Origin of the sequence: Terrihalobacillus insolitus (assembly GCF_028416575.1) — a bacterium.
GTDB lineage: Bacteria > Bacillota > Bacilli > Bacillales > Amphibacillaceae > Terrihalobacillus > Terrihalobacillus insolitus.
In genome coordinates, this window is the sequence record NZ_JAMQKB010000002.1 from 224,635 (window position 1) to 249,106 (window position 24,472).

General features: G+C 37.6%; 25 protein-coding genes. 9 read left to right on the forward strand and 16 right to left on the reverse strand.

The features are described from left to right. The first annotated feature begins 210 nt into the window (after positions 1-210). On the forward strand, positions 211-1,137 hold the full coding sequence (locus NC797_RS04300; RefSeq protein ID WP_272435609.1) for a COX15/CtaA family protein: 927 nt from the start codon (positions 211-213) through the stop codon (positions 1,135-1,137). Positions 1,138-1,203: 66 nt separating this feature from the next. Here the strand turns inward: NC797_RS04300 and pyc are convergent, their stop codons facing one another. The 3 genes from pyc to NC797_RS04315 form a co-directional block, all read right to left on the reverse strand. Further along, on the reverse strand, positions 1,204-4,647 hold the full coding sequence (gene pyc, locus NC797_RS04305) for a pyruvate carboxylase (RefSeq protein ID WP_272435478.1): 3,444 nt from the start codon (positions 4,645-4,647) through the stop codon (positions 1,204-1,206). Beyond that, positions 4,625-5,833, reverse strand: a complete 1,209-nt coding sequence (gene ftsW, locus NC797_RS04310; protein WP_272435479.1) for a putative lipid II flippase FtsW — start codon at positions 5,831-5,833, stop codon at positions 4,625-4,627. The genes pyc and ftsW overlap by 23 nt, the downstream gene beginning before the upstream one ends. A gap of 208 nt (positions 5,834-6,041) precedes the next feature. Then, positions 6,042-6,338: an Fpa/YlaN family protein gene (locus tag NC797_RS04315; RefSeq protein ID WP_417168681.1), complete on the reverse strand. Its 297-nt coding sequence runs from the start codon at positions 6,336-6,338 to the stop codon at positions 6,042-6,044. Positions 6,339-6,544: 206 nt separating this feature from the next. On the opposite strand from NC797_RS04315, the gene NC797_RS04320 reads away from it, so the two are divergent. Together NC797_RS04320 and NC797_RS04325 are read left to right on the forward strand one after the other, a co-directional pair. Continuing rightward, positions 6,545-7,033 (forward strand): hypothetical protein, encoded by a 489-nt coding sequence (locus NC797_RS04320; protein ID WP_272435480.1) that lies wholly within the window; start codon positions 6,545-6,547, stop codon positions 7,031-7,033. A 319-nt stretch (positions 7,034-7,352) separates the two neighbouring features. Beyond that, entirely contained in the window at positions 7,353-7,958 is a 606-nt protein-coding gene (locus NC797_RS04325) for a YhcN/YlaJ family sporulation lipoprotein (protein WP_272435481.1), read from the forward strand. A 62-nt stretch (positions 7,959-8,020) separates the two neighbouring features. On the opposite strand, the gene NC797_RS04330 is transcribed toward NC797_RS04325, so the two are convergent. After that, positions 8,021-8,278, reverse strand: coding sequence for a hypothetical protein (locus tag NC797_RS04330; RefSeq protein WP_272435482.1), 258 nt, complete (start codon positions 8,276-8,278; stop codon positions 8,021-8,023). A gap of 141 nt (positions 8,279-8,419) precedes the next feature. On the opposite strand from NC797_RS04330, the gene NC797_RS04335 reads away from it, so the two are divergent. Beyond that, positions 8,420-8,623, forward strand: coding sequence for a YlaI family protein (locus NC797_RS04335; protein WP_272435483.1), 204 nt, complete (start codon positions 8,420-8,422; stop codon positions 8,621-8,623). A gap of 61 nt (positions 8,624-8,684) precedes the next feature. On the opposite strand, the gene NC797_RS04340 is transcribed toward NC797_RS04335, so the two are convergent. Further along, entirely contained in the window at positions 8,685-9,056 is a 372-nt protein-coding gene (locus NC797_RS04340; RefSeq protein ID WP_272435484.1) for a YlaH-like family protein, read from the reverse strand. A 144-nt stretch (positions 9,057-9,200) separates the two neighbouring features. On the opposite strand from NC797_RS04340, the gene NC797_RS04345 reads away from it, so the two are divergent. Further along, a complete protein-coding gene (locus NC797_RS04345) occupies positions 9,201-9,383 on the forward strand; it encodes a DUF5325 family protein (protein WP_272435485.1) in 183 nt (60 codons plus the stop codon). Between the two features lie 29 nt (positions 9,384-9,412). Here NC797_RS04345 and NC797_RS04350 read toward each other — a convergent pair whose 3' ends face one another. Together NC797_RS04350 and NC797_RS04355 are read right to left on the reverse strand one after the other, a co-directional pair. Continuing rightward, positions 9,413-10,213: an inositol monophosphatase family protein gene (locus NC797_RS04350; RefSeq protein ID WP_272435486.1), complete on the reverse strand. Its 801-nt coding sequence runs from the start codon at positions 10,211-10,213 to the stop codon at positions 9,413-9,415. A 176-nt stretch (positions 10,214-10,389) separates the two neighbouring features. Beyond that, complete coding sequence (locus NC797_RS04355) at positions 10,390-10,569, reverse strand: hypothetical protein (protein WP_417168684.1); 180 nt, start codon at positions 10,567-10,569, stop codon at positions 10,390-10,392. Positions 10,570-10,759: 190 nt separating this feature from the next. Here NC797_RS04355 and NC797_RS04360 point away from each other — a divergent pair, with 190 nt between their 5' ends. Beyond that, entirely contained in the window at positions 10,760-11,374 is a 615-nt protein-coding gene (locus NC797_RS04360) for a YktB family protein (RefSeq protein WP_272435488.1), read from the forward strand. A gap of 46 nt (positions 11,375-11,420) precedes the next feature. Here NC797_RS04360 and NC797_RS04365 read toward each other — a convergent pair whose 3' ends face one another. Continuing rightward, positions 11,421-11,699 carry a UPF0223 family protein gene (locus NC797_RS04365; RefSeq protein WP_272435490.1) on the reverse strand — a complete coding sequence of 93 codons (279 nt, stop codon included), beginning with the start codon at positions 11,697-11,699 and terminating at the stop codon, positions 11,421-11,423. A 43-nt stretch (positions 11,700-11,742) separates the two neighbouring features. After that, entirely contained in the window at positions 11,743-12,702 is a 960-nt protein-coding gene (locus NC797_RS04370; protein WP_272435491.1) for an NAD(P)H-dependent flavin oxidoreductase, read from the reverse strand. A 174-nt stretch (positions 12,703-12,876) separates the two neighbouring features. Here NC797_RS04370 and NC797_RS04375 point away from each other — a divergent pair, with 174 nt between their 5' ends. Continuing rightward, entirely contained in the window at positions 12,877-14,346 is a 1,470-nt protein-coding gene (locus tag NC797_RS04375) for an aminotransferase class I/II-fold pyridoxal phosphate-dependent enzyme (RefSeq protein WP_272435611.1), read from the forward strand. Between the two features lie 240 nt (positions 14,347-14,586). Here NC797_RS04375 and NC797_RS04380 read toward each other — a convergent pair whose 3' ends face one another. Continuing rightward, entirely contained in the window at positions 14,587-14,700 is a 114-nt protein-coding gene (locus NC797_RS04380; protein WP_272435492.1) for a GapA-binding peptide SR1P, read from the reverse strand. A gap of 156 nt (positions 14,701-14,856) precedes the next feature. Beyond that, positions 14,857-15,747, reverse strand: a complete 891-nt coding sequence (locus NC797_RS04385; protein ID WP_272435493.1) for a polysaccharide deacetylase family protein — start codon at positions 15,745-15,747, stop codon at positions 14,857-14,859. 268 nt (positions 15,748-16,015) lie between these two features. On the opposite strand from NC797_RS04385, the gene NC797_RS04390 reads away from it, so the two are divergent. Next, complete coding sequence (locus NC797_RS04390; protein WP_272435495.1) at positions 16,016-17,545, forward strand: glycine betaine uptake BCCT transporter; 1,530 nt, start codon at positions 16,016-16,018, stop codon at positions 17,543-17,545. Between the two features lie 75 nt (positions 17,546-17,620). Here the strand turns inward: NC797_RS04390 and lpdA are convergent, their stop codons facing one another. The 5 genes from lpdA to NC797_RS04415 all read right to left on the reverse strand — a co-directional run bounded on the left by lpdA (position 17,621) and on the right by NC797_RS04415 (position 23,599). Next, positions 17,621-19,030, reverse strand: a complete 1,410-nt coding sequence (lpdA, locus tag NC797_RS04395; protein WP_272435496.1) for a dihydrolipoyl dehydrogenase — start codon at positions 19,028-19,030, stop codon at positions 17,621-17,623. Between the two features lie 3 nt (positions 19,031-19,033). Next, positions 19,034-20,344: a dihydrolipoamide acetyltransferase family protein gene (locus NC797_RS04400; protein ID WP_272435498.1), complete on the reverse strand. Its 1,311-nt coding sequence runs from the start codon at positions 20,342-20,344 to the stop codon at positions 19,034-19,036. A gap of 27 nt (positions 20,345-20,371) precedes the next feature. After that, positions 20,372-21,349, reverse strand: coding sequence for an alpha-ketoacid dehydrogenase subunit beta (locus NC797_RS04405; protein WP_272435500.1), 978 nt, complete (start codon positions 21,347-21,349; stop codon positions 20,372-20,374). 3 nt (positions 21,350-21,352) lie between these two features. Further along, positions 21,353-22,396 (reverse strand): pyruvate dehydrogenase (acetyl-transferring) E1 component subunit alpha, encoded by a 1,044-nt coding sequence (gene pdhA / locus NC797_RS04410; protein ID WP_272435612.1) that lies wholly within the window; start codon positions 22,394-22,396, stop codon positions 21,353-21,355. Between the two features lie 522 nt (positions 22,397-22,918). After that, positions 22,919-23,599, reverse strand: coding sequence for a YkyA family protein (locus NC797_RS04415; protein WP_272435501.1), 681 nt, complete (start codon positions 23,597-23,599; stop codon positions 22,919-22,921). 293 nt (positions 23,600-23,892) lie between these two features. Here NC797_RS04415 and def point away from each other — a divergent pair, with 293 nt between their 5' ends. After that, entirely contained in the window at positions 23,893-24,441 is a 549-nt protein-coding gene (gene def / locus NC797_RS04420; RefSeq protein WP_272435502.1) for a peptide deformylase, read from the forward strand. Positions 24,442-24,472: the final 31 nt, after the last annotated feature.

A 24,472-nucleotide genomic window follows, 5' to 3' on the forward strand; every position in this document is an offset into this window, starting at 1 on the left:
AAAAATTTTTTCATAGAACTTTCATGTAGTCTTGATAGATGTAGAGCGAACTCGTTTCAGCAAGCTGAAACATCGGGGAATCAGATGGAGTCTCGACTCCACCTGATTGGAAATTCCCACCTACGCTTCGCTTAGAGGTGGGGGTCTAAAACCCTAAAACCATTTAAAGATAAAAACGTATATAGGAAGTGGAGAATGGCAGGTGCATACATGAACAAACTACTTAAAACAATATCGATATTAGCAACATTTGGAATGCTACTCGTTTTGGTCGGTGGAGCACTCGTTACGAAAACAGAATCAGGAATGGGGTGTGGTTCTAGTTGGCCGCTTTGTGACGGAGAAATCATCCCCTCTGTGATTACACCGGAACTAATCATTGAACTAAGTCACCGCCTTGTTTCAGGGGCTGTAGGTATTCTTGTTCTCTTATTATCTGTACTTTCTTGGAAATTTATCGGACACATACGAGAGGTTAAACTTCTATCCTTTACGTCCTTGTTTTTTCTAGTATTACAAGCACTCATTGGAGCAGCTGCAGTTATGTGGGGGCAATCCGATTTTGTATTGGCCATGCATTTTGGAATATCCCTTATATCATTTGCTTCTATCTTTCTTTTGACCCTACTGATTTTTGAAATAGATAAAAAATTTGATGCTCGATCCTTAGTAATTGAACCAAAACTTCGAATGCAAATATATGCATTAACTGCTTACATTTTAGTAGTCGTTTATACTGGAGCGTTTGTTCGCTATGCCGATGCAAGTATGACCTGTGGTTCGTGGCCACTATGTTCCTCGACAACTCCTTTTTCCGATTTATACTTCGGTCAGTGGATACAAATGGGTCACCGCTTTGCTGCAGGAATAGCATTTGTTTGGACCGTTCTCCTATTTTTTAAAATCATAAAAAGCTATAAAGGAAACAGAGTAATGTTAATCGGTTGGACTGCTGCATTGATCTTAATGATTCTTCAAGTAACACTAGGAGCTATGATTATCTTTACTATGCTTAACCTATATATTGCATTATTACATGCATTAGTAATCACTTGCTATTTCGGTGTGCTTAGTTACTTTGTTTTACTATCCACACGAAGCGCTAAATACGAAAAAGAACGAGCCGAATCCGAATAGAAAAGTTTTGTACTCTAATAAAACACCCAAAAGGATCTTCTCCTGGGTGTTTTATCTTTTTAATAATTACTCAAACTCAATGAGTAATTCACCTACTTGAATGGCGTCTCCATTTTTGACAAAGATATTTTTAATTTTCCCTTCATACGGAGCTTGCACGGTTGTTTCCATTTTCATCGCTTCCGTAATCATGAGGTGATCCCCTTTATCAACCTTTTCACCAACTTCAGTTAATAAGTTCACAACTGTTCCTGGCATTGTCGCTGCAATGTGTTTATCATTACTTGGATCTGCTTTTACCCTCGTTGCTATGGTTGATTTAACATTCTCATCTTTGACAATGACTTCTCGAGGTTGCCCGTTCAGTTCAAAATAAATCACCCTTGTTCCATCTAGTTGAGGCTCACCCATTGATATTAGTTTCACAATTAAGGTTTTCCCTTGTTCAATTTCCACCTCAATTTCTTCACCTAGTTTCATTCCGTAAAAAAATGTAGGGGTATTCAGTACAGACATATCTCCATATGTTTCATAAAACCTATGGTAGTCCATAAAAACCTTTGGATACAATGCGTGTGAAACAATGTCAAAACTAGTCACTTGTCGATCGAGTTGTTTAAACAAGGTTTCTTTTAGTTCCGTAAAATTGACAGGATCAAGTAGTTCTCCTGGTCGAACCGTAATTGGCTCCCTACCCTTTAGGATGATTCGTTGCAATTCCTGTGGAAAGCCTTGGTATGGTTGACCTAAATAACCTTGGGCTAACTCAATAACTGAATCAGGGAAATCAAGTGATTCTCCTCTTTCGTAAATATCATCCTCTGTTAGATTGTTTTGCACCATAAATAATGCCATATCACCAACCACTTTAGAAGAAGGTGTTACTTTTACAAGATCACCAAACATATCGTTCACTCTACGATACATCTTTTTCACTTCATCCCAACGACTCTCCAAACCGACAGCCTTAGCTTGCTGTCTTAAATTACTATATTGACCACCAGGCATTTCATGTTCATAGACTTCAGAATGTGGCGAAACCATTCCACTTTCAAAATCTTTGTAATAATTCCGAACGTCCTCCCAATAATGGCCAAGCTTTTCATAAGATTCTACTTGAATAGTTGGCTTTCGCTTGTTTCCTTCTAACGCATAGTAAAGACTCGTAGCACTTGGTTGTGAAGTTAAACCAGCCATCGGACCACTTGCAACATCGACAACATCCACACCGGCTTCAACTGCCCTTGCATAAGTAAATATTCCATTTCCACTCGTGTCATGTGTATGCAAATGAATCGGGATATTAATCGTCTCTTTTAAAGCACTGATTAATTGATAAGCAGCTTCTGGTTTTAGTAACCCAGCCATGTCCTTGATGCCTAGAACATGAGCACCAGCACCTTCTAATTCTTTTGCTAACTTCGTGTAGTATGCTAAATTATATTTCGTTCTCTTTGAATCCAAAATATCCCCAGTGTAGCACATCGCAGCTTCCGCAACCTTGTTATTTTCACGAGCCGCATCAATCGCAAGCGTCATACCTTCCACCCAATTTAAACTGTCGAAAATACGGAATACATCAATCCCAGCATTGGCGCTTTGTTTTACAAATTCACGAACGAGGTTATCGGGGTAGTTTTTATACCCTACCGCATTGCTAGCACGCAAAAGCATTTGAAACATTACGTTCGGCATTTTTTCACGTAGCTTAAGCAATCTTTCCCATGGATCTTCTTTTAAAAAACGATAGGACACATCAAAAGTTGCTCCACCCCACATCTCTACAGAAAACAGTTCTGGCAATAGACGTGCGGTAGGTTCTGCTATTTGAACTAAATCCTTTGTCCGAATCCTTGTAGCCAATAGAGACTGATGCGCATCACGAAAAGTAGTATCTGTTAAAAGAACTTCTTTTTGATCTTTTAACCATTCAGCTAATCCATCAGGGCCTTTTTCGTCCAGGATTTGTTTCGTTCCTTTTGGCATTTCTTCAGAATATTTCAACTTCGGAAGCCGTGGCTTTTCAAAACTAGGTTTTTTCTTTTTATCAAGTCCTTCAAACCCGTTGACAGTGGTATGCCCAATATAAGTTAACATTTTTGTTCCACGATCTTTTCTCTTCGGGAAAACAAATAGTTCAGGTGTCTGGTCAATAAAAGTCGTATTGTATGCACCAGAAACAAATTTTTCATGTAAAATAACATTTTCTAAAAATGGGATGTTTGTTTTAATCCCTCTAATTCGAAATTCTTTTAAGTTTCTCACCATCTTTTGTGCTGCCTGTTCAAAAGTTAATGCCCATGTCGAAACTTTAACGAGCAATGAATCATAGTGCGGGGAAATAACCGCCCCTTGAAACCCGTTACCTGCATCCAACCGAACTCCAAAACCACCACCAGAACGATAAGCCATAATTTTACCAGTGTCAGGCATAAAATTATTTAATGGGTCTTCCGTTGTAACCCGGGACTGGATAGCGAATCCATTTGTTTGGATATTCTCTTGGCTAGGTATACCTATTTCTTTACTAAATAGAGAGTTACCTTGTGCTATCTTAATTTGCGACTGCACAATGTCAATCCCAGTAATTAATTCTGTAATCGTATGTTCAACCTGCACCCTCGGGTTTACCTCAATGAAAAAGAATTCATCATTGGTTACGAGAAACTCAACTGTACCTGCATTAACATACTCCACATTTTCCATTAATTTCACTGCTGCATCGCAAATTTCATGCCTCAGAACATCTGACAGAGATACACTTGGAGCAACCTCGACAACTTTTTGATGACGTCTTTGAACAGAACAATCTCTTTCATATAAATGTACGACATTTTTATCCCAATCCCCAAGTATTTGTACTTCAATATGCTTCGGGTTTTCGATCAATTTTTCTACATATACCTCATCACTTCCAAATGCAGATTTTGCTTCTGATTTTGCCCGTTCATACGAATCTGCTAAGGCGCTAGCACTTCTTACAATCCTCATACCACGACCACCACCACCTAACGATGCCTTAATGATAATCGGATAACCGTGCTTATCTCCAAATGCTTCCACCTCTGCAAGATTTTCAACTGGGCCATCCGTTCCTGGGATAACGGGAATACCTGCTTCAAGTGCTTGGTATCTAGCTTTCACCTTATCTCCAAACATATCTAAGTGTTGACTAGTAGGGCCAATAAAGATGATTCCCTCCTGTTCACATCTCCTGGCAAAATGAATATTTTCAGACAGTAGGCCATACCCTGGATGAATGGCATCGACTCCAACATTTTTCGCAACTTCAATAATACCTTCAATATCTAAGTATGCATCTATCGGTTTTTTTCCCTCTCCTACCAAATAAGCTTCATCCGCTTTATATCGATGGAATGATCCAGTATCCTCTTTCGAATAGATCGCTACAGTACGAATATTTAATTCCGTACACGCACGAAACACCCGAATCGCAATTTCGCCACGATTTGCTACTAATACTTTTTTAATTGTCTTTAATGTTGCCATGATTGTCCTCCTTTAAATTTTGAATAGCTCTTATATGTTGGATTTTTTCTTTAAGGGGTTTGGTGTCTGTGTTTATTGAACCCTCTTTTGATCGAACAGAATATGCAATGTTGTTTAAAACACCCATTGAAAATAACATTATTACGAGGGACGATCCTCCATAGCTTACAAACGGAAGCGGCACACCAGTAATTGGCAACAATCCGCTTATTGCACCTAAATTTATCGTTGTTTGAATACCAATCATACTAGCTATACCAATCGAAAGTAATGCTCCAAAACTATCATCACAGCGTCTCGAGATATAAATACCGCGCAACACAATAATAGCTAGCATTCCAATTACGATCATAACACCAACAAACCCCAACTCCTCTGCAATAACTGCCATGATGAAGTCCGTGTGGGGCTCCTGTAAATATCCTAGTTTCTGAACACCTTGTCCAAGGCCTTCTCCTAGTATACCTCCAGTGCCAATTGCAACATAGGATTGAATCAAATGATAGCCATCATCTTTCGGATCTTCAAAAGGCTCATATGCACCAGAAAACCGTGCAATTCTTTCATCTGTCACCATATTAGGTATAGCAATAACAACAAAGGAAACACCAATTGCAATAAGAATAAATAGATGCTTAAATCGAATACCAGAACTGAAAATGACGCTACAAGCGATTAAGAAAATGATAGCAGCTGTACCGATATCTGGTTGGAGAGTAATTAACCCTAAGATAATACCTGTCATGACAAGTGGTGGGAGAACGGCTTTACTAAAGTCAGCAATATAGTTTTGCTTTTTTGAATAAATGGATGCTAAATAAATGATTAAAACAATTTTAGCAAGTTCTGCGGGCTGAAAACTAAGTGGTCCAAAATCATACCAAGACTTTGAGTAATTAACTTCAATACCAAACACAAAAACTCCTGCTAATAATCCTAAAATGCCTATTACCATTATTTTCACAAACTTCTGATAATAGCGATAAGGAAAAGCGCATGCTAAGATAAATATTACGAAACCGATCATAAACCAGATTAACTGCTTCCACATATAATAATTTGCTGGATTATTTTCAACGACGGCAAGCACCATACTAGCACTATAAATCATAACAATTCCAAATGCAGAAAGGAGTAATGGAGTAATAATTAAGGTGAAATCGAAATCCTTCCATTTGTGTTTCATTGTTTAACTCCTTTTATGAAAGATTACTAGGATGTGTGTGGGTTTAAGTTACTAGATTCACATGACCACTGATGAGAATGGTATCCGCACTTAGAAAAACACTTTTCTGAAATAAGGAAATATAATTACTTTTCTTTAAGTGTAAAAAAAACCTTGCCTTGGGCGAAGGTTCTTTTTTGATACAAATGAAAAGGAAAGTTTTAAAAGACTAGGAATTTTGTGCAGCTTCATGTAGAACGTTTAATTGCTTTTCCAAATTTTCTAGAAGCTTTTTCCCCTCATCTTCATCTACCAAATCTAATCGGACAGCAAAGTCAATTTCTCTTGATAGACCAAACATTTGTGTATCTAAAACCTCTTCGTATAAAGGACACTGAGGCATCGTTAAGTTATCGATTTGAACCTTAATTAATTTCAAAATCTTATTTGCGTCAGCCTGTAGAAGGGCATAGGCTTTTTCACGATCACTAATAGCCACTTCAGGTATCAATAAAATCCCCTCCATAAACAACGTTCTTCTATTTATATTAGCGTTTGTCACATAAAAATGCAAGAAGTATTCTAATACTTCTACCCACTATGTTTAATGATTCACTCTAGATGAAATTTGAAATAATGTCTGCTATTCTGTTTAGAGGAATGTGACTCGATTATATCTTTCATCCAAATAATCGCCCTTCACAAAATAATTTCCGAAAGGTGGCTCATGCCATGATCGTTCAATTAACAGGCAAAGTAAATTATCCCATAACACTTGATCCGACAGTATGGATCTTTGATGATCGAAAAATTCCATTTGATGAATTAACCCAATCAATTGAAAAAAAAGAAAACAAAGTAGACGAGGCTGATCAGACTGCTTTAAGATTGGATCGAGAAGTCTTTCAACAAAAGATTAATCCTCCAGTAAACAAGAGCATTTCTAAATTTGAACGGGAAAAAATATTAAAAGGTACATACGTTATGCCAATCCATGACTTTATCCAAACTGCTGAAATAAAAAGCGATGCAGCAATTGCAAAAATCATAACAGACACCAGTAATGAAACCATTTCATTAAAAAAACTGGAACAAAGCTATCTATTGTTTTCCGTTGATGGAAAACCCGTTAAAGACAAAGGACCTGTTCACCTCTATGTTATGGATGAATCTGACCTTTCAGAACCAATCAAAGGAGTTAAAAAAATTGTTATTGACTAAGAAATGTTGTTCAACAACAGTTTTTCTGATTGACCAAAGTTTTTATTAATGGCAGATGCTGCACAATTTTAATAAAACAAGAAAAAGTTCGATCATCAAGGTTATGAGGACGTTTGTGGGTACGAAAAACTTTAATTCGCGCTCTCATTCTAATAAATATTTATGTGAATCGTCTTTTTTATTTATACATCTGTTTTTAATTCGTAATATCTGCCAATATTCGGCATATTTTTACGCAACCCATTTAGTTTATTCCATCCTCATGCATAATCTTCGTAATTACATCAAAAAATACGATAAAAAGGAGGAGTATACAACTATGGGTAAGCGTACTTTTATCATCAGTGCCATTAGCTTCACTACTCTTTTCCTTGTAGCTTGTCAAGAGGAAGAAAGCTTACCGAACCAAAAGAACCAAAATCCCACGACCATACAAGTAAAAGATTCGGATCCAATCAAAAAACAAACATTATCCAATGAGCAAATTGCCAATCACTTAGCCGATCTTGCTAATGACGTTCCTAATGTCCAAGGTGCTACCTCTGTAGTCGCTGGTTCATATGCTGTTGTCGGAATTGATGTTGATAAAGATTTAGATCGATCTCGAGTAGGGACTATAAAATACACAGTTCTAGAAGCTTTACAAGAAGATCCTTATGGGAAAACAGCAATTGTAATTGCAGATGCGGATGGTACTGAACGAATTAAGCAAATGGCTGACAAAATAGAACAAGGACATCCAATTCAAGGAGTAGTAGATGAGCTTTCTGCGATTGTTGGAAGATATATGCCAGAATTCCCAATTAATGAAGATCAGCCATCAGAACCAGATCAAAATGAAGAAGTTATTCCTAAAGAAGATGAAAAGGAATTAGATCAAATTCAAGATGATCAATCTAACAATAAGATTAATGAAAGCTCATAACCTAAAAGACCCTCCAACTCTTGAGGGTCTTTTTTTCCAAGAAGCACTAATAAATCGAGGAATTACAGCTCACTGTGCTGCCTTTCATTATAATAATGAACACCAAATTGAGATCCTTCCGATACCATCTTAGCATTTTCAGGATCTTCTATGTCTGGAACACCAGCTTGTTTAATAGGGAGCTGATTCGAAACTTGAATTGCTCCATTCTTTCCTTCTTTTTCTTTTGTCTTTTTCAACCGATCGGGACAAATAGCCAAATAGCTAGCAATACTAGTTGTTATGGCACCTGCAACAATAAACATTACCTTTTTAATCATAGTCACCACCTTCTTAGTCTATTTAATTTCCCGATTGTATATAGAATAAACATAAACACAATGAAAACGCATTCATATATCATTATCTATTTTTATCACTTTGTGTTACAATAGGCTGAAAGATAAAAGAGAGGTGACAACATGCGGGTAAAATGTGTGATTTGTGATACGATCGAAAATATTGAAAAGAACTCTCTACAAGCGAAACGACTCAGAAATCGCCGAATCCACATGTATCTCTGTAATAAATGCAATAATCGCATTGAAAAGAAGACAAAAGAGAGGCATGCAACAGGCAACTTCAGATTATATCGCGAAAAGAAAACGACTGATTGCTTATTATAAATGAAACCAACTATTCAAAAAAGACATCCTCTTAATAATGTGAGAATGTCTTTTTTGCATTTTATTTTTGGTGGTCAGATACCCTGTTTTGTCTTTCCCTGTGAAGTCGTACACGGTAAATAGCTAATACGATTGCTATTATCGATAGGCTTTCTGCAATTGGCAAATATAATCCTAAAATAGTCAAAATAATGGATCCAATGGCAAGGAGAATATAGATAACGACATTCTTTAAAATGGGTAGTTTCCTTGCAAATCCAAGTTTATATGTTATAGCTGACAATATAAAGATAGTGAAGTATAGAATAAAAGTTCCCTGTACCAAAATAGCCGTTTCCACATCATTATTCAAATTTATTTCGGAACCAATCTGCCTAAAAAGAAAATCAGTCAAAGGGCTTAGGTTTGTCGGCATCTGCATGACATTACTCATTGTACGTTCCCCCTATGTACATCTTAATCCCCTACCCTTAACATCATACTAAATCAAATGGAATGAAGCTAGTCTTACTATGTGTTCTTTCATAAAAAAATAAGTTATACTAATAACTGAAATAAAATTAAGGTGGTTATAAAAGTGAAGAAAATACAATTCCCTATGTTACTATTAGCATTTTTGGTTATTTTGTCTTATATGCTCGTTGGAGTTGCAATTGGTTACCGTAATTACATTTTGGCAATATTTTTTGTTGTCTTAGGATTTGTTTTAATGGGCTTTGGACTCGCTAGAAAACGAAGAAATAACAACACAGTAAATTAAACCCTTGTAAAACAAGGGTTTTCTTCTATTTACTTTAAATCAACGTATTCATTAACAATTTGATGATAAAGACTTGGATTGCATGTTAAAACAGTACTTTTGTTGAGCATGTCTAATTCTTTTCCATCGGCTGTTGTAGTGATTCCACCTACTTCATTCACAAGGATGACCCCAGCAGCAATATCCCATGGAGCAAGATTCATCGTTAAATACGCATCGACAATCCCCTCTGCTACAAAAGCAAATTCAAGTGCTGCAGAGCCATATGAACGTGTCCCTCGTACTTTTCTTACTAATTTTTGCATTTTTTTCTCGTCCACTTTTCGGTTTTCGCTTGTCCAGAAATTGTTTAAACCTATTATTGCTTCCTCGAGTTTTCTGTCCTCGAGGTTCGGAAGCTTTTCCCCATTTTTGAAGGCTCCTTTTCCTCGCTGAACATTGTAAAGCGTATCTTCCATCACATTATATATTAATCCAATTTCACCTACTCCATCTATAAAAATCCCAACCGATATCGCAAAATTCCTTTTTTGGTGCACAAAATTCATTGTCCCATCAATTGGATCGACAATCCAAACAACTCCAGCTAAATCAGAAATATCATGCCCAAATCCTTCTTCACTTAACAGTTTATGATCTGGATAGGTGGTAGCTATTTTTTCTGCTATTACTTTTTCTGTGTGTCGATCCATTTCTGTAACCAGATCATTTGGGTTTTCTTTTGTGTCGATCGATAAAGGATCATCAATCCTATCTTTTATGTGGTAACCAGCCTCTAATACCCATTTTTTAGCGTGGTCATACAATTGCTGTCGATTCGTTTCATCCATTTGCAACTTGTCCTCCATCCTACATGTTTCTATTCATCTTACCAAATAATATTGACACATGCACAATTAACACTCCTTATTGTTGGTCACAATTTTAAAATTACTATGAGTTTTGCAAACAGGATCTGGTGATAAGACTTTTTTAAAATCAAAAAAAAACGAGCGACTTGCCCGCTTCAATTTAGCAATCGATTTAATTCCTGTCGAAGCTTTTCTAACCGTTCCTTTGTTTTTCGTACCTGCTCTCTATCCCCTTCTACCATGGCATCATGCAATGTAACCAATTCATAGTCAATTTCCATTCGAATAACTGGAAGTTGCTCTTTTGCTTCTATCCGTTTAAAAACTTCCATCACATGCTTCAAGCCTTTTCACGCTCCTTTTCATACTGCTATCTACTACTATTATATAATCCGAAACCATTTTTGTGTCATTTCATCCTCTAATATGCAGACCTAAATTTGCATCAGTCATACTTAATCATTATTTTTTGTAGAAATATGTGGTAAACTGTTATCAAGAATTATCGTGAAAGGAGAGCGGCTATTGTCAACATTTATTGGATTTTCTGAACAGGATTTTGAAATATTTTCTATTGAAGGACTTGACGAGAGAATGGAGGCCATCCAAAACTATATACAACCAAAATTTAAATTGATTGGGGATGACGTAACCACTTACCTCAGCAACGCCTTAGAGTTAGATATGTTTTTACATATTGCTAAACATGCTAGAAGATCTGTTAACCCCCCAAAGGATACTTGGTTAGCGGTCGCGGCAAATAAACGTGGATACAAAAAACATCCCCACTTCCAAATTGGTCTATTTGATGATCACGTTTTCGTTTGGTTTGCATTGATTTATGAGCTTCCAATGAAGACAGAAATAGCAAAAAAATTGTTGGATCATTATCAGGACTTAAAAGCATTGCCTGCCAATTTCGTCATTTCTTTAGACCATACAAAAAAAGATGCTTTTCCAATTTCCGATTTACAGACCGAACATCTTGAACGTTTTCGTGATGTAAAAAAGGCAGAATTTTTAATTGGGCGACACTTTCAAAAGACGGATCCGATCATTCAAGATGGAAAAGCATTCATTACAGAAGTAAAGAAGACGTTTGATACAATGATCCCGTTGTATCAGATTTCAACGGATTAACTTTTTCCAAAAACACGCACTAACAGAAAACAGCTTAAGAGCACTCTCAAGCTGTTTTCATGTTTATTTTCTTGCCTTCTTGTGATTCCTTTGCTTTTTGAATCGTATGGTAGCTAGAATACCCAGAGTCTTTTTCAAATTTCGCAAACAATTGTTTTTCTTCGCTTTTAGAAGGGACGATTTGTTTAAACCTAGTATAGGTTATCATTAGATCCTCTCGCTTCACTCCTTGCTCATACGCTTGCTCTACAAGCGAGAAAAAATTTACTACATCAATCATTTCTTGTTTTGACCATGATTCATCTAGCGGATAACTATATTCCATATGTTCAATCCTTTCTAAGTTGTTGCTGAAGCCTTTTAAACACTTATGTTGCCCATTGCATCCTGATCTCTTCTGCCTTTGTTATGATTCTAGAAAAAAGTTCATCAACAGATGGGATATCCTCTATTTGTCCAGTTATTTGCCCTGCCCAGCCAAATCCTTCTAATTCCTGCCCATCTATAGCATACCTTTTGTTAGCGGTACCGCTAATATATGATTTCAATACTTCAAAACCTGGCTGTCCCTCTTCTAAACGCACAATATTCTCTGTCCAGTCGTTTCGCAGAGCTCTTGCAGGTGCTCCGATTGATTTTTTAATAACAACCGTGTCCTTTTCATCTGCGTGAATCAGAGCATCTTTATAAACAGGATGTGCGTGTATACATTCCTTTGTTGCGATAAAACGTGTTCCCATTTCAATCCCTTCCGCACCAAGAGAAAGAGCCGCAATCAATCCTCGACCATCACCAATTCCGCCAGAGGCAATAACAGGAATGGAAACCGAATCAACCACTTTAGGTGTTAGGACAAATGTACCAATATCGTCTCTACCTAGATGACCTCCACCCTCATTTCCGACTACCATGACAGCATCAGCCCCAAGCTCTTCTGCCTTTTCTGCTTGACGTCTTGCTGCAACGAGCACTAATTTCTTTATATTGTGTCCCTCCACCATTTCTAGTACAGGTTTTGGATTCCCACCTGTAACAGAGATAACAGGTACTTGTTCATCGATTGCTACCTCCACCATTTCTTCAAAGGGGCGACCGTGTTGACCTATCGCAAAATTCACCCCAAATGGTTTATCTGTCATTAACCGCAGACGCCTGATTTCATCTCGTAATTCATTGGGGTCGTCTAAACTCATCGCTGTTATTTGTCCCAGCCCACCTGCCTTAGATACTGCTGCCGCTAACTCTGCATATGCTAAATGTGCAAGACCTCCTTGAATGATCGGATAAGTAATACCTAGCAATTCTGTTACTCGTGTATTCCATTTCATGTAAAATAATCCCTCCCTTTATTTTATAAGTGAGTTGAACATCCTCATTAAGTTTAACATGATTGGAGAAATAGATGCTAAGACTAGTCATTAACTCACTAATTTGCTATAATGCTTTTGCTTTACCATTTGATACGAATGCTTAATTATATGAAGAGGTGCAGGTATATTATGTTGTCACAATTAAACACACCATTATTTACAGGACTACTTAATCACACCCAAAAAAATCCGGTGCAATTTCACATACCCGGACACAAAAAAGGTGCTGGAATGGATCCAGCATTTCGATCCTTTATTGGAGAAAACGCGTTGGCCATTGACTTAATTAATATTGAACCATTAGATGATTTGCATCACCCACAAGGTATGATTAAAGAAGCACAAGAGTTGGCTGCCCAAGCATTTGGAGCAGATCATACTTTTTTTTCTGTACAAGGGACGAGCGGGGCAATTATGACAATGGTACTCAGCGTTTGCGGACCAGGGGATAAAATAATTGTGCCAAGAAATATCCACAAGTCTGTCACAACAGCTATTATTTTTTCTGGTGCTACACCTATATTTATTCACCCAGAACTAGACAAGTCTCTAGGAATTTCCCATGGGATTACACCTAAAGCTGTGAGCAAAGCATTACAGGCACACCCTGATGCAAAGGCTGTATTGGTCATAAACCCAACATATTTTGGCATCGCAGCTGATCTTAAGAAGATAGTGGATATCGCACATGAGTGGGATACCCCAGTTTTGGTCGATGAAGCACATGGTGTTCATATTCATTTCCATGAACAGTTACCAATTTCGGCAATGGATGCAGGTGCAGATTTAGCAGCTACAAGTGTCCATAAATTAGGTGGATCCCTTACACAAAGTTCTATTTTAAATTTAAAGGAAGGCCTTGTCTCTCATGAAAGAGTGCAAAGTGTACTTTCTATGTTAACAACTACGTCTACTTCCTACATCCTCCTTGCATCGTTAGACGCGGCAAGAAAGCACCTTGCCACAATGGGAAAAAGCCTTATTAATGAGACAATCAAACTGGCTCAGTCAGCACGAGAGGTAATTAACCAAATCCCTGGGCTTTATTGTGTTGGAGAAGAAATAATTGGTAGTGAGGCTATATATGCTTATGATCCAACAAAATTAATCATATCCGTGAAAAATTTAGGTTTAACTGGATACGATGTCGAGGTTTGGTTACGTGAACATTGTTCAATAGAAGTGGAACTTTCAGACTTGTACAACATTTTGTGTATTATTACTCCAGGAGATACACAAACAGAGGTTACACTTTTAACTGAAGCCCTTCAAAAGCTTTCGGATGAAACAGCATTCACCAATAATGAAAAGGGCATTACAGTTAGAGTTCCAGATATTCCGCTATTGGCGCTTTCACCAAGAGAAGCCTTCTATTCCGAATCCGAAACAATCCAATTTCAGGATGCATCAGGCAGAATTAGTGCGGAATCTATTATGATTTACCCGCCTGGAATTCCTGTTTTTATACCTGGAGAAATCATTTCAAAAGATAATATCCGTTATATTAATGAAAATTTAAATGCAGGTCTACCTGTACAAGGTTTAGAAGATGAATCATTACAAACCATTCGAGTAATTAAAGAACATCGTGCATTTAAATAAAGAGAAATCCATTGTTTCATCTAGGAATTCTGTTTTTAGAAATAATTCACAACAAACAAGCCACAAATGTCAAAAACTTAACTTCAAGATAATTGCTAATTTAAATGAACCTGTCATCCTAGTCGATCATTTTGCTCATTTCATTAAAGAAAAAAACGAGTGTAAGAACCGTTATGGCTCACACTCGTTTTCCTAGTTATGTGTAATGTTTCGCCACCTTATTTAAACTTGTGGCGGAAACTATCTTTCGTCTTTCTCGTCGCAATTAGAGCATTTACTGTAAAGAGTTGTAACCTTTTCATCGTCAAAGTGTTCGATAATGCTTTGGCATTCCTGACAGACAATTGTTCCCATATTGTCCAACTCCCTTTTTTGTAATCGCTTCCTATATACATATTATAAAAGGTGTGACCACAAAATTCAATAGTATGACACAAATATTTTATTTGTGTCATACTATTGTCAAAAAAGAACATTCCAAAAATCCTTCCGACGAGAATTTTTGCCAAATCAAGGCATTTGGATTAAAGAAGGATCAGCAATCTCAAATTCTTTTTCACGTAGCCCCACGACAATTTCTTCTAGCGCATTTGCTGTCCATTCCCTGTCATGCATTAGCAAGTTAGCACCGTTACTTAACAATTTTGTATTCACCATAATGTCTGCTATAGCTGTTTCATTCATGTATTCTTTATTCCAATCATAACCATATGTCCAATTCATTAATATCATACCTTGTTTTTTAACGAATGATGCCGAAAAATCAGTATTTTTACCAAACGGGGCTCTAAAATACTTAGGTTTTTCTCCTGTGATTTCAGCAACCATTTCATTTACACGGACGATCTCTTCTTTTTGTTCTTCTTCCGGCATTTCCACTCTTTGTCCATCCTCTTTCCACCACAATGCTTTATGACTGTATGTGTGGTTCCCTATTTCAAAACCCATTTCAGCGATTTTTCTTAACGCTTCCTTTCCCTTATCAGTCGTTAAGAACTGTCCATTGACAAAAAAGATCGCCTCAGCATTCAATGATTTTAACGTTTTAGCCATTTCAAGAGAATATTTGTCTGGACCATCATCAATCGTCAGTAAAACAATTTTTTCATTACTTTCTTCCAACAAAGGCTGTAGACTCCAGTTGTCCGATACTCTATACTTTGGTTCCACATCTTCTTTCTTGACAGGAGAGTCTACCGTGGTATCTCTATCTTTTTTATTATCTTGCTCCGCATCTTCTTTCACCACATCCTGCTCCTCTTTTTCCTGTTTGTCCTTGTCCACATCTGTAGAAAAAACATCATCTTTCTGTATTTCCTTCTCGGATATCGATTGAACCGTTTGACATCCAGACAATATGAACAAAAACCCAAATAAAGTAATGATCGCTCTCTTTCCCATTCTGTTTCCCCCTTGATGTTTTCTCTATCTTTATTATTATACATAATTTCGACTCCGTTTTTTAGAAACAATTTTTGTTTATTTTATTTTTATTTGGGAAAAGTTTATGTGTGTTGTTGAACAACCTCTAAGATTGAATGATTTGCACTCATTGCTTTTATAGGATACCCTGTTTCTTGTTTCCAGTCTGTTTGAGAAGTATCATTTTAGAGTGTACGGTTATATTAAAAACAACATTTAGAAATGAACGTAAGAAAGGATGAATGATATGAAAAATGTAACAAAGGTTTTTTATATTTCTGTAGTTATTTCAATCTTATTTATCATATGGGGGATTATTCCAAAAGAGACCCTTCCGAATGCAAATATGTCGATTATCACAAATTCCATCCAAGAATTTATCGTCGAGAAATTTGGATGGTTTTATTTACTATCGGCAACTGGCTTTTTAGTCTTTGCTTTGTTTCTTATTTTTTCGAAATACGGGAACATAAAATTAGGGAAACCAGATGATCAACCGGACTATTCCTACATTACGTGGTTTGCTATGCTTTTCAGTGCAGGAATGGGAATTGGCTTAGTTTTTTGGGGAGCAGCAGAGCCACTGTCACATTTTCATAATCCTCCTTTTGGCGAAGCAGAAACAGATAATGCGGCCAGAGTTGCTTTGCGATATAGCTTTTTCCATTGGGGATTACACCCTTGGGCCATTTATTCCGTTATCGCTTTAGCCCTTGCTTATTTTAAATTCCGAAAAGGGGCTCCTGGATTAGTAAGTGCTATTTTAGAGCCTTTGTTTGGTGACAAAATTAAAGGTGGTTGGGGAACTTTAGTAGATTTCATAGCAGTTTTTGCAACCATTTTTGGTGTTGCTACATCACTTGGTTTCGGTGCCATACAAATAAGTGGTGGGTTATCCTATTTATTTGACGGGCTCGAAAAAACATTTGCCTTACAATTGACCATTATCTTGATTGTAACCGTATTGTTTTTACTATCAGCCATGACAGGATTGAATAAAGGAATAAAATATTTAAGTAACACAAATATTGTGCTTGCTATTTTACTCATGTTATTTCTCTTATTTACAGGTCCAACTAATTTTATTATGGATCTGTTCACAACAACGTTTGGGAGCTATCTGCAGAACATTCCTGGCATGAGCTTTCGATTAACCCCTTTCGATAGTGGAAATAACTGGATTCAAGGGTGGACGATCTTTTATTGGGCTTGGTGGATTGCTTGGGCACCCTTCGTCGGAATGTTTATTGCCCGTGTTTCAAAGGGCAGAACGATTCGGGAATTTGTTTTAGGCGTTTTGTTAGTTCCAACGATCTTTGGTGCACTGTGGTTTTCCATTTTTGGTGGATCTGGGATTTACCTAGAATATTTTGACGGAGCAAATATCATTCAATATATAAACGATCCAAACTTTGGTAATGAGGTTGCTTTATTTGTAGTATTAGAGCAGTTTCCACTAGGAACTTTTATGTCACTGCTCGCTATATTACTTATTAGTACATTTTTCATCACTTCAGCTGATTCGGCAACATTTGTTCTCGGCATGCAAACGACTGGTGGAAGCCTGAACCCTAGTAACAAAGTGAAATTTGTCTGGGGTATCATTCAATCGGCCGCAGCAGCCATCCTTCTTTGGCAGGGAGGCCTTACTGCATTACAAACAGCATCTATTATAGCAGCATTTCCATTTACCATTATCATGATTTTAATCGTTTTCTCTCTACTGAAATCATTTAAAGAAGAAGCAAAAAAAATGAACCTAAAAATTCCGAAATAAAAGTAGGAACACTTACATTTATCGAATTTAAAAGGTGACTTCATGAAAATGAAGTCACCTTTTGCCACTTTTAATTTACTTTATAATATGGATTGGAGAACCAAGTGCAACCTCAGCAGCTTCCATCGTAATCTCACCAAGAGTTGGGTGAGCATGGATCGTAAGTGCTAAGTCTTCTGCAGTCATTCCTGCCTCAATTGCAAGTCCCAGTTCTGCAATCATATCACTTGCATTTGGTCCAGCAACTTGAGCTCCAATAACTAAACCATCATTTTTTCTCGTAACAAGTTTTAAGAACCCATCACTATCATTCAACGATAATGCACGGCCGTTTGCAGCAAATGGAAACTTAGCTGTTGTTACCTCGTAACCTGCATCCTTTGCATCTTGTTCTTTGTACCCTACAGATGCTAATTCAGGCTCAGAGAATACAACCTCAGGGATGCCGTTGTAATCAATCTCTGATTTTTCACCACTAATTACTTCTGCAGCAATTTTTCCTTCATAGGATGCTTTGTGTGCTAATGGTGGCCCTTCAACAATATCGCCAATCGCAAAAATGTTGTCGATATTTGTTCTGCATTGTTTGTCAATTTTAACTAGACCACGTTCTGTTAAGTCAATTCCAACTTGTTCAAGACCAATTTCAGCAGTATTTGGACGTCGACCAACCGTAACGAGGACGTAATCCGCATCGATTTTTTCTTCTTTGCCTTTGGCTTCATAGGTAACTGTCACACCAGAATCCGTCTCTTCTACCCCTTTTGCCATTGCTTCCGTGATAACATCCATATTCTTTTTCTTCATACGACGTTTAACAAGCGAAGACATTTGCTTTTCAAATGTACCTAGAATTTCTTTTGTACCTTCCAGAACAGTTACTTTTGTTCCAAAATTCGCATATGCCATACCTAATTCTGTACCAATATAACCGCCACCAATGACAACTAGCTTTTCTGGTATCTCGTTTAAATTAAGTGCACCTGTTGAATCCAATACACGTTTTGAATATTTAAATCCAGGAATTTCAATTGGTGATGACCCTGTCGCGATTATACAATTGTTAAACGTATATGTTTGTGAATTTTTGTCATCCATTACACGAACAGTATTTTTGTCAACAAAGTAAACCTCGCCTTTTATAATGTCGGCTTTGTTTCCTTTTAAAAGCCCTTCAACGCCAGTAGTAAGTTTGTTTACAACACTACCTTTCCATTCTTGGACTTTCGAAAAATCAACATCGACTTTTTCTGACTTAATTCCCATATCTTCAGAGCCGTGAGCATATTCCACACGATGTCCTGCTTGAATTAAAGCCTTAGAAGGGATACACCCAACGTTTAAGCAAACGCCGCCTAAATCTCCTTTATCTACAATTGTCACCTTTTGACCTAATTGTGCTGCTCGAATAGCGGCTACATAGCCACCAGGCCCAGCTCCAACAACAAGAGTGTCTAGTTCAATCGGAAAATCTCCTACTACCATAATCTACGCCTCCATCATAATTAATTGTGGGTCGTTCAACAATCGCTTGATCTGGTTTAACGCCAGTTGTGCCGTTGCACCATCAACAATGCGATGATCAAAGCTTAAGGATAGAGATAACACTGGAGCGACAACAATTTCACCGTTACGAACGACTGGTTTCTCGCCAATTCTTCCAATACCCAAAATCGATGCTTCAGGGTAATTTAAAACAGGCGTAAACCATTGTCCACCAGCTGAACCAATATTAGATATCGTGCTTGATGCACCTTTCATTTCTCCAGATCCTAGTTTACCATCTCTTGCCTTGACTGCCAATTCATTTATTTCTTGGGAAATATCAAAAATAGACTTTTTATCTGCATTTTTAACAACAGGTACTAATAGACCTTTGTCCGTGTCGGCAGCAATTCCGATATTGTAGTAATGCTTATGGATGATTTCGTCTGTTTCATCATCAATAGCTGCATTTAATATCGGATAATTTTTTAATGCTGATACGAGCGCTTTTACAACATACGGTAAATACGTCAGCTTAATGTCTTTTTCAGCAGCAATCGGCTTGAATTTTTTGCGGTGTGCTACAAGTTCTGTAACATCCACATCATCATGTAATGTTACGTGTGGAGCTTTTGTTTTAGAATTAACCATCGCTTTTGCAATCGTCTTCCTAATTCCACTCATTTTTTCGCGTGTTTCTGGATATTGTCCCTCTGGTACCGACTGTTTTGCTTCTTTTGGCTGTTCAGCTGTTTGAGCATCTGTATTAGCTTCTGTTGGCTCCGTTTTTTCTTGTCCACCATCTAAATGTTGTGAGACGTCTTCTTTAAGGATACGTCCATTTTTGCCTGATCCTTGCACTGCGCGGATATCGACACCTTTGTCTCTAGCAAATTTACGAACAGATGGCATCGCAATTACACGTTTATTTTGATCCTGTGCATCTGCTTGTTCGTTTGATTTGGCAGCTGGTGCTTCTTTTTCCTCTTTTTCTTCTTGTTTCGATTCTTCTTCTTTAACAGCAGGTTCTTCTTTTTTTGTTTCTTCTTTAGATTCTGCGGCATCAGATTCATAACCTTCTGCATCAAAAGAAATAATTGTGTCTCCTACGATCGCAACTGTCCCCTCTTCAACGTGCAGCTCCATTACTTTACCCTCCACTGGGGAAGGGATTTCGACAACAGCTTTATCGTTCTGTACTTCACATAAAACATCGTCTTCTTTCACTTCGTCTCCAGGCTTGACAAACCATTTAACGATTTCGCCTTCATGGATACCTTCACCGATATCCGGAAGCTTAAATTCATATGCCATTATTAATTACCTCCCGTCTTATGTTTACTAAAAGTTAATTACTTTATCTACTTTTTCTATAATATCTTTATAATTAGGCAGCCATACTTCTTCAGCTTGAGAAAATGGATAAACAGTATCAGGTGCTGCGACTCGTAGCACAGGTGCTTCTAAATGTAAAATTGCCCGTTCTTGAATTTCCGTAACAATTTGTGCTGCCAATCCAGCCTGTCGTTGTGCCTCTTGAACAACGACTACTCGATTCGTCTTTTTAACTGATTCAAGGATCGTGTCAATATCAAATGGCATAACAGTTCGCAAATCGATCACCTCTGCCTGAATGCCGTCTTTCTCCAATTCCTCTGCTGCCTTAAGGGATGCATGCACCATTGCACCATAAGCTACAAGGGTTACATCGCTACCCTCACGCTTAACATCTGCCTTGCCAAGTTCAATCGTATACTCTTTTTCTGGCACTTCACCACGGAACGAGCGGTATAGTTTCATATGTTCTAAAAATAAAACCGGATCGTTATCTCGAATCGAAGATATTAACAGTCCTTTTGCGTCATAAGGGGTAGACGGAATCACAACCTTCATTCCTGGCTGTTGTGCTATTAATCCTTCCAAGGAATCCGCATGCAATTCGGGTGTATGAACACCTCCGCCAAAAGGAGAACGGATCGTGACTGGCTGAGAGTATGTTCCGCCAGAGCGGTAACGCATCCGTGCCATCTGCCCATTAATGGCATCCATCGCTTCATACACGAAACCAAAAAACTGAATTTCTGGCACAGGGCGATATCCTTGTAACGCAAGGCCAATCGAAAGACCGCCGATGCCTGACTCTGCAAGTGGTGTATCAAATACCCGTTCTTCACCAAATTCTTTTTGCAAGCCTTCCGTCGCACGGAATACACCGCCATTTTGGCCAACATCTTCACCATATACAAGCACATTTTCATCGTTTTTTAATTCGGTACGAAGTGCATCCGTTATTGCTTGAATCATTGTCATTTGTGCCATGATCTACTTCGACTCCTTTTCTTTGTACTCTTCCATTTGTTCTTTCAAGTTAGATGGAAGTTCTTCATACATATAAGAAATTAAATCGGTTACTTTTTGCTTAGGCTGTTCGTCCGCTTTTTTAATCGCAGCTTTAATTTCCTCTTTCGCTTGGTCAATCACTTTATTTTCTTCGTCTTCTGACCACAATCCCTTACCTTCTAGGAATTTGCGGAAACGAACGAGAGGATCCTTTTTCTCCCATTCATTATCTAAATCGTCCGTACGATAACGGGTTGGATCATCTCCAGCCATTGTGTGTGGGCCATAACGATAGGTTAACGTTTCGATTAATGTAGGGCCTTCACCATTAATTCCACGCTCACGAGCATCTTTTGTTGCTGCGTACACTGCAAGTACGTCCATACCATCTACTTGAATGCCCTCAATACCTGCAGCAACTGCTTTTTGGGCCAGTGTTTGAGCTGCGGTTTGTTTTTCTACAGGAACAGAGATCGCAAATCTGTTGTTTTGCACAACAAAAATCGCTGGAGCTTGGTAGGCTCCGGCAAAGTTCATTCCTTCATAGAAATCGCCTTGAGATGTTCCACCATCACCTGTATATGTGATCGCAACTGCTTTCTTACCTCGTTTTTTCATTCCAAGTGCAACACCAGCTGCTTGGGTTATTTGTGCTCCAATAATGATTTGAGGGCTTAATGCATTCACTCCTTCAGGCATTTGGTTTCCATGGAAATGTCCTCTAGAAAACAAAAACGCTTGATACAAAGGTAATCCGTGCCATATTAGTTGGGGCACATCACGATATCCTGGAAGAATAAAATCGTCTTTTTCTAACGCAAACTGCGATCCTAATTGTGATGCCTCTTGTCCTGCTGTTGGCGCATAAAAACCTAATCGTCCCTGACGATTTAATGCAATAGAGCGTTGATCCAAAATACGAGTATAAACCATTCTGTGCATAAGTTCTTTCAATTCTTCATCCGACAAATTTGGCATGGCTTCTTGGTTAACTATTTCGCCATCTTCGTTTATAATTTGAAACATTTCAAATTGGCTTTCTACATTTTCAATGGTACGTTTCAAAATAATTCACCTCTTCCTTTCTAATCCAGTTTTATTTATCCTCTTCTAGCTTTCCCAAAAGATGAAAAAATCTGTACCTTTTTTGCTAATCTGTACCCTTTTTTGTCTTCTACTAATCATTGTATCTCATTAGCGAGAAAACTGTTATATATGTAAGCAAAAAAATAATGGTACAATTAATTTCCTGTTTTTAGTTTAGCTTAAATGAATGGAAAAGGTCAAACACTTTACCTATTGTTTATTTCATTTTGTAGTTCTCGTACTTTTTAATAAGATCGTTTGGGTCAACCATCTGTTACAATCGTGTTTCACATATAAGCTTATTCTGTATTAGTCTGTCACAGCAAAAAGGAAGCGTTTGCAAGATGCGTCTTGTTATAATCGCGGTAAAAACAAATAAGACCCCTATTTTTATAGAGGCCGACTCCAACGTTCAATTAAGATTTGTTCATAAAATTACTAAGGTCAAATCCAGTACATGCACTAGTCTTTTTGATTTACATCGCCACTTTCACCTTTGTATTGAACATCTAATTCAACTAACTGATAAAATTCTTCCTTCAATTTGTTATACGCTTTTGTTTTCTCATTAAATGTTTGGTTAGCGGAAATGACATTTCCATAGCTTTTATTAATTTTGTCTATTTGCTCGCTTAATTCCTTCTCTGTTAAATCTTCTTTTTGAAGTAATTCATACAATGTTCTGTCGAGTGAAAGAGAATCTATGTACGCCTTGTTCAACTTGAAATAGGCCTCATACCTTTCACTCATTATTTTATACAACGTGTTTGCTTCCTCTTTTGCTTTTTCACTTTCTAGTTCTTCAATTAGAGGCTCTATTTTTTCAAATTCCTTTTGAGCAGCTATAATACTTTCTTTCTCTATTTTCATCCTGTCTTCCCTGTTGTCGATGCTATTGAGTGCCTTTTTGGATAACTTTTTCACTCGCTCAAGCTCTTCTATCCCAAGGGAAATAATTTGTGTGTACAATTCTTTTTCCTGCTCCTCAAGTTGGACTAAAGGCTCTTGTTGTTCCTGGAAATCTTTTTCTAAAGCTACCGTTTCCTCTAAGTGGTTGTACATTTTTTCTGCAGTTGAAGTGTCGTTACAAGCGCTAAGTAGTAACACGAAAAAGATGATCGTGAAAAGCTTTTTGAATAACACGGTGGTTCCTCCTTTAATGATGTCGTTGCAATTGATGAATGGATTTCTACCTTTAATAGTATATCACTAAGCTAGCTGGAATGACCCATGAATTTATTTGTTTTCTTGAACACATATGTGTTATTTCCATATCATTTACCATAAACTATCTTATGACTTGGGTGTTTAATTTATGTCTAGTATTAGGTGTGTTCCTTTTTTACACAGATTATCAAGAGGACGTTATAATACCACTACATTTTGATTATATGTTAGACTAATACTCACTAAAGATCGTTGTGAGGAGTGATGGAATGATTACCATGGATGATATTGTTCGAGAAGGTAATCCAATCTTAACACAGGTGGCAACAAAAGTAGAGTTGCCTCCAACTAGTGAAGAAATAGATACACTAAAGGAAATGCTGATGTACTTAAAAAACAGTCAGGATCCAGAAATTGCGGAGCAATACGAACTAAGACCAGGGGTGGGGCTAGCAGCACCTCAAATTGGCATTTCAAAGCGAATGATTGCTGTTCACTTTGATGACTTAGACGAAAAAATCAGTCACGGTTTATTTAATCCCCGTATTGTAAGCCACTCTGTTGAAAAAGCATATCTTACATCTGGAGAGGGTTGTTTATCCGTTGATCGAGAAGTACCTGGGTATGTGCCTCGTTATGCTCGGATTACGGTTAAGGGAACAAATATAGAAGGCGAAGAACTTAAATTGCGTTTGAAAGGATACGCCTCCATCGTAATACAACATGAAATTGATCACCTAAACGGTATCATGTTTTACGATCACATTAATCCAGATAACCCATTTGAAAAGCCAGAAAACGCTATTGCTTTGGATTAACGGGAAGGACCAGTTTGTTGCTGGTGCCTTC